Here is a 12,896-nt window from a genome sequence, read left to right as displayed (position 1 = left end):
TCCATAACGCGCAAACCCCGGGCAGTTCACTGCACCGGGGTTTTTGCTTGCTCAAGTATAAATCGGGCCGCTGCCCGCGCCTTCAGCGCACCGCTTCGAACAGACCGGTTGCGCCCATGCCGCCGCCCACGCACATGGTGACGATGCCGTAGCGCAGATTGCGCCGCTGCAGCTCACGCACCAGATGGCCGACCTGGCGCGAGCCGGTCATGCCGAACGGGTGACCGATGGAGATGGAGCCGCCGTTGACGTTGTACTTGGCGTTGTCGATCTCAAGACGGTCGCGGGCATACAGGCACTGCGAGGCGAAGGCTTCGTTGAGCTCCCACAGGTCGATATCGGCCACACTCAGCCCCCGGGCCTTGAGCAGTTTGGGTACCGAGAACACCGGACCAATGCCCATCTCGTCCGGTTCGCAACCGGCCACGGTAAAGCCGCGGAAGAAGGCTTTCGGCTTGAGACCCAGCTCGATGGCTTTTTCCAGGGTCATGACCAGGGTCATGGACGCGCCATCGGACAGCTGCGAGGCGTTGCCGGCAGTGACCGAGCCGTCGTCGGCGAATACCGGTTTGAGCGCGGCCAGGCTTTCGAGGGTGGTGTCGACACGGTTGCAGTCATCGCGATCGACCACGCCCTCGACGATCTTCTTCTCGCCGGTGGCCTTGTCCTCGACCAGGTACTTGACGTTCATCGGCACGATTTCGTCGTCGAACAGGCCCTCGGCCTGGGCCCGGGCGGTGCGCTGCTGACTCTGCAGGGCGTAGGCGTCCTGGGCTTCGCGGCTGACGTTATAGCGCCGCGCGACGATCTCGGCGGTCTGCCCCATGGGGTAGTAGATACCCGGCACATCCTTTTGCAGGATGGGGTTGAACAGGTTGTCGGTGTTCATGCTTTTCAGGGTCATGGTGATCGACTCGACCCCACCGGCGACGATGATATCGCTGCAACCCGAGGCCACCTGGTTGGCGGCGATGGCGATGGCCTGCAGGCCCGAGGAGCAGAAGCGATTGAGGGTCATGCCCGCCACGTTGGTGCCCAGGCCCGAGAGCACCGCCACGTTGCGGCCGATATTCATGCCCTGGGCCCCTTCGTTGGAGCCGGCACCGACGATGCAGTCGTCCACCAGCGCCGGGTCGATACCCGTGCGAGCCAGCAGCGCATTGACGCAATGGGCCGCCATGTCGTCCGGCCGGGTCTGGTTGAACTTGCCACGGAAGGACTTGGCCAGACCAGTCCGCACGCTGTCCACTATCACCACTTCACGCATGCCGCACCTCATTGTTGTTGGGGTTTGAATTAGGGCGAGAATAAAACCGAACAATCCACGCCCGCGACGATCATTCAGCAAACATATGCGCAACCATCGTATCGGCCGCGTCGGTCGCTTCGATCAGTGCTCTCCTGACTCAGTCCTTGGCAAACGCCGTCTCCAGCGCCTGATTGATGGTGCGTAATACCTTGATCCGGGCAAAACGCTTGTCGTTGGCCTCAACCAGGGTCCAGGGCGCGATCTCGGTGCTGGTGCGGTCGACCATATCCCCTACCGCGTCGCGGTACAGCGGCCACTTGTCGCGGTTGCGCCAGTCGTCTTCGGTGATCTTGAAGCGCTTGAAGGGAATCTGCTCGCGAGCCTTGAAGCGTTCAAGCTGGGTATCCTGATCGATCGACAACCAGAACTTCACCAGCACCACACCCGCATCGCTCAACTGCTCCTCGAAATCATTGATCTCGCTGTAGGCGCGTAACCAGTCGGCCGGGCTGCAATACCCCTCGACCCGCTCCACTAGCACCCGTCCATACCAGGAACGGTCAAACAGGGTGAACTTACCGCGTACCGGAATATGCCGCCAGAAGCGCCAAAGATAGGGCTGCGCGCGCTCCTCCTCGGTGGGCGCGGCCACCGGCACGATACGGTACTGGCGCGGGTCGAGCGCGCCGATCACGCGACGAATCGCCCCGCCCTTGCCGGCGGCATCGTTGCCCTCGAATACCGCCACCAGCGAATGCTTGCGCATGCGTTTGTCGCGCATCAGCCCGGACAGCCGCGCCTGTTCGACGACCAGTTGCTCGTCGTAATCATCCTTGGCCAACTCCTGGCTCATATCCAGGCTGTCGAGCAGGCCGCGGTTGTCCAGGCTGGACGTCAGCGGTGCCGAATGGGGTTGCGGCAGTGGCCTGGATTCAGCCTTGAGCGCGGCCTGCAGACCATTGAGCAGAATGCGCCCGACCGTCAGGCTGCGGTAATACTCATCCACGCCTTCCACCACATACCAGGGTGCATAGTCGCGGCTGCTGCGGCGCAGCACGCGCTCGCCGACCTTGACGTACTTGTCGTAGGTCTTCGATTGCTGCCAGTCCAGCGGGCTGAGCCGCCAACTGTGCAGCGGGTCGTCCTGCAGCGATTTGAGCCGCGCCTTCATGCGCTGCTTGGAGAGGTGAAACCAGAACTTGAAGATCAGCGTGCCTTCATCGCAAAGCATGCGCTCCAGGCCCAATGTGCTGTCGATGGCCTGATCCAGCACGGCATTCTTGATCCGCCCGTGCACCCGCCCCTGGAGCATCTGGCTGTACCAGTTGCCGAAAAAGATGCCGATCCGCCCCTTGGGTGGCAACTGCCGCCAGTAGCGCCAGGCCGGCGGCCGGGCCAGCTCCTCATCGGTCTGCTGATCGAAGGTGCTGACCTGGATCAGCCGCGCATCCATCCACTCGTTGAGCAGCTTGACCGTCTCGCCCTTGCCTGCCCCTTCGACCCCATTGATCAGGATGATCACGGCAAAACGGCCCTGTTGTTGCAACTCGTATTGCGCTTCCAGCAAGGCCTCGCGTAGCGCCGGCACCTCGGCCTCGAAGGTTTCCTTATCGATGCTGTGACCAATCTCGGCAGACTCGAACATAGCCAACTCCCTGACATGATGGGTTGAGCCTAGCGGATCGCCCCCTGCCTTGTCCGGATTCACCCTGCAATCGGCTAGAATGCGCGACTGCGCCACTGGGTACCCCCGCATGTCCGATACGTCTAACACCACTCGTCAACAGGCACACCTCGATTGGGACGAGCAGGGCCAACCCCTCTGCGCCCAGTTCAACGATGTGTACTTCTCCAACGAGGACGGCCTGAAAGAAACCCGCTATGTGTTTCTCGCCAATAACCAGTTGCCGGAGCGCTTCGCCACCCTGGAGGCCGGTGAGCACCTGACGATTGGCGAAACCGGTTTCGGCACCGGCCTGAATTTTCTCTGTGCCTGGCAGTTGCTGGAGCAGCAGGCCGTTCCAGGTGCCCGCCTGCACTTTGTCAGTGTGGAAAAATACCCGCTGAGCCGTACCGACCTGCAGCGCGCCCTGGCCTTATGGCCCGAGCTCGCGCCCTACGCCGAGCAGTTGCTGGCGCAATACGTGGCGCTGCACCCGGGCTTTCAGCGCCTGGTATTTGCAGGCGGGAGCGTCATCCTGACCCTGCTGATCGGTGATGCACGGGAACTGTTCGGCCAACTGGATGGCCGGGTCGACGCCTGGTTTCTCGACGGCTTCGCCCCGGCAAAGAACCCGGATATGTGGACCCCAGAACTGTTTGCCGAATTGGCCAGACTGTCCCATGCCCACACCACCCTGGGCACCTTTACCAGCACCGGCTATGTACGCCGCCGGCTGAACGATGCCGGTTTCAAGATGAAGCGCGTGCCCGGGCTGGGGAAAAAATGGGAAGTACTTAAGGGCGGCTTTATCGGTACCGCCGAGACGAGCGAAAAGCCCTGGTTTGCCCGCCCGCCGCAGCCTTCTGGCCCGCGCACCGCCATTGTCATTGGCGCGGGTCTGGCCGGCTGCGCCACCGCCGCCAGCCTGGCCCAGCGCGGCTGGCTGGTCTGCCTGCTGGAGCGGCATGACGCCATCGCCCAGGAAGCTTCGGGCAACCCGCAAGGGGTGCTCTACCTCAAGCTATCGGCCCATCACACCACGCTGTCACGCCTGATCGTCAGCGGTTATGGCCATACTCGCCGACTGCTTGAGCGCCTGCAAAAAGGCCAGGATTGGGACAACTGCGGCGTGCTGCAACTGGCCTTCGATGCCAAGGAAGCGCAGCGCCAAGCGCAGCTGGCGGCGGCCTTTCCGGCCGACCTGCTGACGAACCTGGACAGAAGCGCCGCCGAAATCAAAGCCGGTATTCCCCTGCCAGCGGGCGGCCTGTTCTACCCCGAGGCCGGCTGGGTACATCCGCCGGCGCTGTGTGCACTGTTTGGCCAGCAGGCGAACATCCAGCTGCAACTGCATCGGGAGGCGCTGGAGCTGCGCCGCGAGGGCGACCACTGGCAGGCCTGGAATGGCGAGCAACTGCTGGCCAGCGCCAGCGTAGTGGTACTGGCCAGCGCAGCGGAGATCAAGGGTTTTAGTCAGGCCGCGCACTTGCCGCTGAAACGTATCCGCGGGCAGATCAGTCGCCTGCCCGCCACCGCGGCCAGCCGCGCACTCAGCACCGTGGTGTGCGCCGAAGGCTATGTCGCCCCGGCCCGCCAGGATGAACACACCCTGGGGGCGAGTTTCGACTTCAGCAGTGACGATCTGACGCTGAACAGCGCCGATCACGCGAGCAATCTACAGCTACTGGAAGAAATCTCGCCAACGCTAGCGAGCCAGCTTAACGCCGCAGAGTTAGACCCCGAGCAGCTACAAGGACGCGCCGCCTTTCGCTGTACCAGCCCGGACTATCTGCCGATTGTCGGCCCGTTAGCCGACGCAGCCACCTTTACCGAGGCCTATGCGGTACTGAGCAAGGATGCCCGCCAGGTGCCGCAAACGCCCTGCCCCTGGCTCGACGGCCTGTATATCAACAGCGGGCATGGTTCACGCGGATTGATCACCGCGCCACTGTCCGGCGAGCTGATCGCCGCCTGGCTCAACGACGAGCCGCTGCCGGTGCCCGCCGATGTGGCACAGGCCTGCCATCCGAATCGCTTCGCCTTGCGCGCGCTGATCCGCAACAAGAGTTAAGGCTGCGCGCCTGTTAGCAGGCGCGCACGAGCATCAGCCGCGCAGACTAAAACGCCAGGCGCGGTGGATTTTCGGGTTGCGGGCAAAGTCCGGATCGAGGGTCGACTCGCTGATTTCCTCAACCTGATAACGCGCCGCCAAGCTCTCATCGAGCTCAAATTTGCGGAAGTTGTTGGAGAAATACAGCACCCCGTCCTTGGTGAGACGGGCCATGGCCAAGTCGAGCAACTGCACATGATCGCGCTGGATATCGAAGATGCCTTCCATGCGTTTGGAATTGGAAAAGGTCGGCGGATCGATAAAGATCAGCTCGTATTCGCCACGGTCTTCGGCCAGCCAGGCCATCACGTCGCCCTGCTCCAGACGGTTCTTGTCCGAATAGCCATTGAGCGACAGGTTGCGCCGCGCCCAGTCCAGATAGGTTTTCGACAGGTCGACGCTGGTGGTGGTACGCGCGCCGCCCTTGGCCGCATGCACGGTGGCGGTGGCGGTGTAGCAGAACAGGTTGAGGAAGCGCTTGCCGGCGGCCTCTTTCTGGATACGCAGACGCAGCGGTCGGTGATCGAGGAACAGGCCGGTGTCGAGGTAGTCGGTGAGGTTGACCAGCAACTTTACGCCGCCCTCGCTGACTTCCATAAACTGGCCCTGGGTGGCCTGGCGCTGGTACTGCTTGGTGCCGCTCTGGCGCTCGCGGCGCTTGATCACCACCTTGCTCTTGTCGACGCCCAACGCCTGCGGAAGCGCGGCGATGGCGTCAAACATACGGGCCTTGGCTTTCTCCGGATCAATGGACTTGGGTGCGGCATATTCCTGCACATGCACCCAATCACCATACAAATCCACCGCCATGGAATATTCCGGCATATCGGCGTCGTACAGGCGGTAGCACTGTACGTCTTCACGGCGCGCCCACTTGCCCAGCTGCTTGAGGTTCTTCTGCAGACGGTTGGCAAACATCTGCCCGCCCTCGCTCAGGCGCGCTTGTTCGACCACCGGAGCAGGTGCAGGAGCCGGTTTGATCGGGTTGCCGTTCTTGTTGTACTGCCGCTCTTGCGGCTCCAGGGGTGCCTTGTCGGCCTCGGCCTGTTCGCGCTCGCGTTCACGCTGTTCCGGAGTACGACGCTCGCCGGTGACGAACTGCTCGGGCTGCACCTTGATCAGCAACAGCTTGCACGGCAGCGCGCCGTTCCAGAAGGCGTACTGCTTGTGGCTGCGAATGCCCATGCGTTTGCCCAGGTCCGGCGCGCCGGTAAACACCGCCGCTTCCCAGCCCATACAGGCCTGACGCAGACGTTCGCCAAGGTTCTGGTAGAGGTACAGCAGGCTGGCTTCATCACCCAGGCGCTCGCCGTAGGGCGGGTTGCAGATCACCAGGCCTTTCTGATTCTGATCCGGGCGCGGTTCGAAGGTCGCCACTTCGCCCTGATAGACCTTGATCCAATCGCTCATGCCCGCGCGTTCAATGTTATTGCGCGCCGGCTGAATCAGCCGGGGGTCGGCCTCGTAACCGCGAATCCACAGCGGCGGTTTGGCCATGCCGACCTCGGCACGCTGCTGGGCCTCAAGCTGCAACTTTTTCCACAGGGCCGGCACGTGTCCCAGCCATTTGCTGAAGCCCCATTGCTCGCGGGTCATATTCGGCGCGATATCGGCGGCAATCATCGCCGCCTCGACCAGGAAGGTGCCGACACCGCACATGGGGTCAGCCAGTGCGCCGCCTTCAGCCGCAATACGTGGCCAGCCGGCGCGGATCAATACGGCAGCGGCGAGGTTTTCCTTGAGCGGTGCCGCGCCCTGCTGCAGACGATAACCGCGCTGGTGCAGGCTATGGCCGGACAGGTCGAGGGACAGAATCGCCTCGCCGCGATCCAGGCGCAGGTGCACGCGCAGATCCGGGTTGAGCTTGTCCACCGAAGGCCGCGTCCCGTCTTTCAGGCGCAGCTTGTCGACGATGGCATCCTTGACCTTCAGTGCGCCGAAATGAGTGTTGTCGATGCCCGAGCCGTTACCGCTGAATTCCACGGCCAGACTACCGGTGGATTCCAGGTGCTCGAACCAGTCGACCTCCAGCACCCCTTCGTAGAGGCTCTGGGCATCCTGCACGCTATAGCGTTTGAGCACCAACAGCACACGGTTGGCCAGGCGCGACCAGAGGCACAGACGATAGGCGGTCTCCATGTCGGCCATGCCTCGAATGGCCGAGGTGTGCTCACGCGCCTCTTCAAGCCCAAGCTTGCTGGCCTCTTCAAGCAGCAAGCCTTCCAGGCCCTTGGGGCAGGTGAGAAAGAGTTCGTAACGATCCGACATGGGAGCTTCCAGTGTGCCTAAGGCAATAAACGGCGTGCAGCGAAATCAGCACGCCCAAAATAAGTGACAAAGCGTCGCAGCGCGACCCTTCGTCGGAATAAACAACAGCCGCAATCGCAATCAATTCGCGATAGCAAAACACCAGTACCGTCCCCGCATACGCCCACAGCATAGGCCTCGGGGTGAAAAAGCGGCATCCGGCCACAACGCCTTATGGCTTGGCCCGCAAAAATGTTACGCCCTTATGACGAAACGATCATTCACAGGCCTCTGCGCATTCGTTAGAAATCTACCTAGGCCATCGCCGCAAGGGCGATGGCAAGGAGGCTCGCGACGCCGGCAGCGAACTCCGTAGGCAGAACTTTCTCTGCCTGACCTTGCTACAAGGTCTAAGGGACATAACAGTCAACATTGAGGGCTTCACCCTATGAGAAGACTTAAGCGTGATCCGTTAGAAAGAGCCTTTTTGCGCGGCTATCAATATGGGATCAATGGTAAATCCCGCGAACTTTGTCCATTCACCCTCCCGTCCGTACGCCAAGCCTGGTTAAACGGCTGGCGCGAGGGGCGCGGTGATAACTGGGACGGCATGACCGGCACTGCCGGCATCCATCGACTCAACGAACTTCACGCTGTCGGCTGATCAAGGAACCCTACCGACTTCCAGGCACGCTCCATCCGAGCGGCGGGCGCAAGCCCAGGGGCTCCCTTAGGGAGCCCTTTTTTATGGCCTGCCATCCATGGCGGTCACCCTTCGGGCCGTCGCTACGCGACGTTAAAAATTCCTCCCGATAATTTTTTATGGCCTGCCAAATCCATGCTGCTCCCTTTCGAGCCATCGCTATGCGACGTTTAAAATCCCTCCCGGTAATTCTTTATGGCCTGCCGTCCATCGCGGTTACCCTGCCGGCCTTCGTTACGCGACGTTAAAAATGGCTCCCGGCCATTTTTTATATCTAGGCTTTGGCTGGTAACGCGGCGATCGCATCGACCGCTTCGCGAATCAAGGCCGGCCCCTTGTAGATAAACCCGGAATAAATCTGTACCAGGCTGGCACCGGCGGCGATCTTCTCGGCCGCATGCTTGCCCTCGGTAATACCGCCCACCGCAATGATCGGCAGACGCCCCTTCAACTCGCCCGCCAGCACCTTGACGATATGGGTGCTCTTGTCCCGCACCGGGGCACCGGACAGGCCACCGGCCTCGTCGGCACATTCCAGGCCATGCACCCCTTCGCGGCTCAGAGTGGTGTTGGTGGCGATCACCGCGTCCATACCCGCCTCCACCAGCGCATTGGCAACTTCCACGGTTTCCTCGTCGCTCATGTCTGGCGCGATCTTGATCGCCAGCGGCACCCGCTTACCATGCTCTGCGGCCAGATCCTCCTGACGCTGACGCAGGGCTTCGAGCAGCTGCTTGAGCGAGTCGCCGAACTGCAGACTGCGCAACCCCGGGGTATTCGGCGAGCTGACGTTCACCGTCACATAGCTGGCGTGCTGATAGACCTTATCCAGGCACAGCAGGTAATCGTCCACCGCGCGCTCGACCGGGGTGTCGAAGTTCTTGCCGATATTGATACCCAGCACACCCTTGTACTTGGCCGCCTGCACCCGGGCCAGCAAGTGATCTACGCCGTGGTTGTTGAAACCCATGCGGTTGATGATGGCCTCGGCCTCAGGCAAACGGAACAGGCGCGGCTTGGGGTTGCCCGGCTGCGGCCGCGGTGTAACTGTACCAATCTCGATAAAGCCGAAGCCTAGCTGGGCAAAACCGTCGATGGCATCGCCGTTCTTGTCCAGGCCGGCGGCCAGGCCAACCGGGTTGACGAAGTCCAGACCCATTACCTGAACGGGCAAGGCTGCCGGGCTCTTGGTCAACAAGCCATTGAGCCCCAGACGGCCACCGGCCCCGATCAGATCGATGGACAGCTCATGGGAGGATTCCGGGGACAGTTTGAATAGCAGCTCGCGGGCCAGGGTATACATGGGCAGGCTTAGCTCGATAGAGTGACAAAGGCCGCAATTATAGCCGCCTGGCCGCCTCATAGGCGAGGCACAAGGCTGCTTCAGCTCAAACGGCGCAGGCTCAGCAATTCGCCGGCTGCACTAAACTCGAGTTCGAAGGAACCATAGACGCCTTCGCGAGTCAGAAACTGCCGAAAATGATGGGCTGGCACACTGACCCGGCGGCCGTCACGACTGCGCAGCAATATGCGATTAGCATGGCCCTGATAGACCGCACGCAAGCGCTCGGCGGACAGCGCAATATCCAGTACCAGACTGGGCATGGAGGCACCTACGCAAATGAATGCGGCAATATTGCCACAGGCAAAGCACAAGCCCGTGAAAAAATGGTCGGGAGCCATTTTTAACGTCGCGCAGCGACGTCCCGCAGGGTGGCCGCCAGGGATGGCAGGCCATAAAAACCCGTCAAATCAGTCGATAAAGCCTGTGCAGCGGCCTTATGCCTCTGCCAAACTGGCATTGCTGACTATGGAGTTTCCACCCGGCCATGAGTTTGTCTGAGCAGCCCCCTACCCTCAGCTCACGCCTTGGTGCCCTGGCCCAACGCCTGGGCCTTATCGGTCGCGCGCCTCGCCAAATACTTGAGCGCGCCGGCCAGTTACGCCTGCCATTCGCCCCCCTGCCCGAGATCCGTGACAGCATCTGCTGGCAGGACGGGCCACAACTGCATCGCTTGATCGATTTACCACGCGGCGCGCTGTCCGGCCCCGTACAAGAAGACAAGGCCCAGGCCCACGCGGCCTTGATTCGCATCATCGAACTAGAGGAGCGCCAGCTGAGCGCATTCGACCTGCGCATGGTCGATGGCCTCTCAGGGTGTGATGCCGACCAAGCCGCCTTTGCCAGCTTCGAGGGCTATGCCGCCAGCCAGACATGCCGCCAAGTGCGCATCATCAGCTACAAGGACTTCGTTAAAACCATCAGTCTGGCTCTGCCGCGCTTCCTGGCCGGCGAACGCATCAACCTCCGGCAGGCCAGCTGGCATGGCGAACGGGTGTTCTGGGCCGGCGAGCATCACCCCCAGGCGTTTGCCTGTGCAATCGCCTATGCCCGCCGCCGCGAGCTGGAAATCAGCCTACCCGCGGACCTCAGTCACTACCGTTTGAGCGCCCAGGGACTGAGTGAGCTACAACAGCAGTACCATGCCCTGGCCATGCCGGCAGCCGCCTGGAGCGACCCGGCCTTTATGGGACTGCTGCTCGATAGCGGCCTCCCCTATGCGCGCCTGTCGCTGCTACGCAGCCCAGGCGACCCGGAAATCCTTCTACTGCCCAAATACTCTGCCGAAGCCACCGCACTGGGCGAAGGCCTGCGCCTGGCCGGCGCACCGGATGTAGTGGGGTATTTACAGCGGCTGACGCAGCACCGCTGATAATCAAAAACACCCGCTACAGACTTTCACGTCCAGATTTGCCATAAAAAGCCCGCCCTCATTCAAGAGGGCGGGCTCAGAACGGCTCCCGCGTCAGACGATGTATTCTTGTTCCTGACCACCAATCAGTAGTATCACCTTGTCTCCAACACCGATGTTGTTCAGTGTCGCCACTTCAACAAAGTCGCCATTTAGGCCATCAACATCCACTTCCAGTTTGGCATCTGGGCCGACAGCGGTGATATGCACAAAATCGCTCACATTGCTGGCAACACCGAAGTTGGCATCCAGCAGCGCACCCAGATCGATTTTGTCCCCCTCGTCAAAGTTGTAATCGGTAATCACGTCGGCATGCGCAAGTCCCGTTTCGGAGAAGACAAAGGTATCCGCGCCGCCACCACCGGTCAGCGTATCGTTACCCAGCTCGCCGATCAGAATATCGTCAGCATCCCCGCCAATGAGAGTGTCGTGGCCACCATTACCCATCAGCACCACACCATTCTCAGCATCGACGCCATCCGCGGCAGCAGAGATCACCGTATCCGGATCGAGCATGCTAACAGTCAGCTCATCATCCAGCGCCGACATGTCACCGTCGCCATCTGTGACCGCAAGATTGAAGTTAAGCGCCAGCTCTTCGATAGTTACAGCCTGATCGTAGGTAATTTCATTGATATTGAAACCAGCACCACCACTTGTATGGTCAACTCTGAGGCTAGTGAATTCGGAATCCACATAGACTGTATAGGTCTTGCTGGCGGCACTATAAGCCCATGTACCCGCCAGATCTGTATCAACAAGTACCGTAATACGTTCCGTCCCGCTAACAACAGAAAGATTCTGGGTACCGGCCTGGACTTGATTGAAGTCAAGCGCTACGCCATCAATGATTACCGCCAGCAAGGCGATTGCATTCGGCCCCCCTGTCCACTGTTGCGTTGTAAAACTTACGAGCCCCTGGGGCTTGGCAAAATCCATCTCCAGCCACTGCCCAGTGTTTATTTTGGTCGTCCCTACCCCAATACCATTATTGGATGCATTGACATTCTCGGAGCCTCGGATGATTAACGATTGATCATCCGTAGCTACCTCACCGACAGGGCCAAACGCATCAAAGTCGCTACCACTGACCGTCGTAGAGGAAATGACTTCATTCGAAATCATCTCGAAGGTATAGGTGCCATCCGGATTGATAGTTAGCTCAAAGAACGGACTACCGGCAGGGTCAGCCAAACTGCTGAAGGCATAGAACTCGACACTGCCATTACCACCGTCAGAGACTGCATTGGTGACAGTGCTGTAATAGAAGCTGAACAGGACTTCATTCGCGCCATCCGTTACATCGACCTTGAAAACGCCAGCCTCTGCCGTATTACTCTGGACGAAACTGACCGACTCACCGGCATAGGTACCAGTTTCTGCCAAAGCCACTGACAGGAAGTCCAGACCATCGGCACCGAAGCTCGCGCTATAGAGCCCACTAAAGGCAACGGTCGAAGCGCTTGAGATCACTGCATCCATGACCGACAGGAAGTGCGGGCCGTCGTCACGGAACACCAGCGAACCGCTCAGGTCCAGGTTGGCGTCATCGCTGTCGCCGTCCTTGTCGGTGATGGTCGCCGTCAGGGTCAGGCTGTTCGCATCCGGGCTGATCGGTTCGTTCGGGTCGTTGGTCGGGTGCTTGATTGCCAGCACCTGATCCAGGGTCACCAGGCTGCCCACCACGGTGACGCTGAAGGACACCGCACCCAGCTCACCGCCCACCCGGCCTTCCACGCCGTTGGCGGTGTTGTAGAGCAGGATGCTCTGGTTGCTGGCCACATCCACCAGGCCGCTGTCGGTGCCATTGACGGTACTCACCGCATAAGTGGTGCTGCCGCTGTTATCGGCTCCGTAATTGCCAAGGAAGGCACCCGACACGTCGACGCTGTCGTTCAGCGCCAGGTTGGTTTCATCCACTTCCAGGCCCACGTCGAACTGCGAGGCCACGTTGATGCTCGGGCCGTCGTCGCGGAACACCAGCGAACCGCTCAGGTCCAGGCTGGCGTCATCGCTGTCGCCGTCCTTGTCGGTGATGGTCGCTGTCAGGGTCAGGCTGTTCGCAGCCGGGCTGATCGGTTCGTTCGGGTCGTTGGTCGGGTGCTTGATTGCCAGCACCTGATCCAGGGTCACCAGGCTGCCGACCACGGTCACGCTAAATGCCACCGCGC

At 60.8% G+C, this 12,896-nt stretch carries 9 protein-coding genes; 3 read left to right on the top strand and 6 right to left on the bottom strand.

Going from position 1 to position 12,896, the window contains the following annotated elements; genetic code table 11:
- Window positions 1–82 precede the first annotated feature (82 nt).
- Both AACY13_RS22150 and pap read right to left on the bottom strand, forming a co-directional pair.
- Window positions 83–1,267, bottom strand: a complete 1,185-nt coding sequence (locus tag AACY13_RS22150) for a thiolase family protein (RefSeq protein WP_339463756.1) — start codon at window positions 1,265–1,267, stop codon at window positions 83–85.
- Window positions 1,268–1,406: 139 nt separating this feature from the next.
- A complete protein-coding gene (pap, locus tag AACY13_RS22145) occupies window positions 1,407–2,894 on the bottom strand; it encodes a polyphosphate:AMP phosphotransferase (protein WP_339463755.1) in 1,488 nt (495 codons plus the stop codon).
- A gap of 109 nt (window positions 2,895–3,003) precedes the next feature.
- Between pap and mnmC the strand changes: the two genes are divergently transcribed.
- Entirely contained in the window at window positions 3,004–4,983 is a 1,980-nt protein-coding gene (gene mnmC, locus AACY13_RS22140) for a bifunctional tRNA (5-methylaminomethyl-2-thiouridine)(34)-methyltransferase MnmD/FAD-dependent 5-carboxymethylaminomethyl-2-thiouridine(34) oxidoreductase MnmC (protein ID WP_339463754.1), read from the top strand.
- 33 nt (window positions 4,984–5,016) lie between these two features.
- Here the strand turns inward: mnmC and rlmKL are convergent, their stop codons facing one another.
- Window positions 5,017–7,290: a bifunctional 23S rRNA (guanine(2069)-N(7))-methyltransferase RlmK/23S rRNA (guanine(2445)-N(2))-methyltransferase RlmL gene (gene rlmKL, locus AACY13_RS22135; RefSeq protein WP_339463753.1), complete on the bottom strand. Its 2,274-nt coding sequence runs from the start codon at window positions 7,288–7,290 to the stop codon at window positions 5,017–5,019.
- A gap of 427 nt (window positions 7,291–7,717) precedes the next feature.
- Here rlmKL and rmf point away from each other — a divergent pair, with 427 nt between their 5' ends.
- Entirely contained in the window at window positions 7,718–7,933 is a 216-nt protein-coding gene (gene rmf, locus AACY13_RS22130) for a ribosome modulation factor (RefSeq protein ID WP_233685155.1), read from the top strand.
- Between the two features lie 313 nt (window positions 7,934–8,246).
- Here rmf and AACY13_RS22125 read toward each other — a convergent pair whose 3' ends face one another.
- On the bottom strand, window positions 8,247–9,275 hold the full coding sequence (locus tag AACY13_RS22125; RefSeq protein WP_339463752.1) for a quinone-dependent dihydroorotate dehydrogenase: 1,029 nt from the start codon (window positions 9,273–9,275) through the stop codon (window positions 8,247–8,249).
- Window positions 9,276–9,355: 80 nt separating this feature from the next.
- The gene (locus AACY13_RS22120) at window positions 9,356–9,577 is read right to left on the bottom strand and encodes a DUF2835 domain-containing protein (RefSeq protein ID WP_339463751.1); all 222 of its coding nucleotides are present in this window, start codon (window positions 9,575–9,577) and stop codon (window positions 9,356–9,358) included.
- Between the two features lie 224 nt (window positions 9,578–9,801).
- Between AACY13_RS22120 and AACY13_RS22115 the strand changes: the two genes are divergently transcribed.
- Window positions 9,802–10,686, top strand: a complete 885-nt coding sequence (locus AACY13_RS22115; RefSeq protein ID WP_339463750.1) for a DUF6685 family protein — start codon at window positions 9,802–9,804, stop codon at window positions 10,684–10,686.
- Between the two features lie 93 nt (window positions 10,687–10,779).
- On the opposite strand, the gene AACY13_RS22110 is transcribed toward AACY13_RS22115, so the two are convergent.
- Window positions 10,780–12,896, bottom strand: a 2,117-nt coding sequence (locus AACY13_RS22110; RefSeq protein WP_339463748.1) for a DUF5801 repeats-in-toxin domain-containing protein, incomplete at its 5' end; no start/stop codon positions are given.

This window comes from Pseudomonas sp. EA_105y_Pfl2_R69 (assembly GCF_963970915.1).
In the GTDB taxonomy this organism is placed as follows: domain Bacteria; phylum Pseudomonadota; class Gammaproteobacteria; order Pseudomonadales; family Pseudomonadaceae; genus Aquipseudomonas.
The sequence above is the reverse complement of the archived record's forward strand: the minus strand, read 5'-3'. Positions and strand labels throughout refer to the sequence as shown.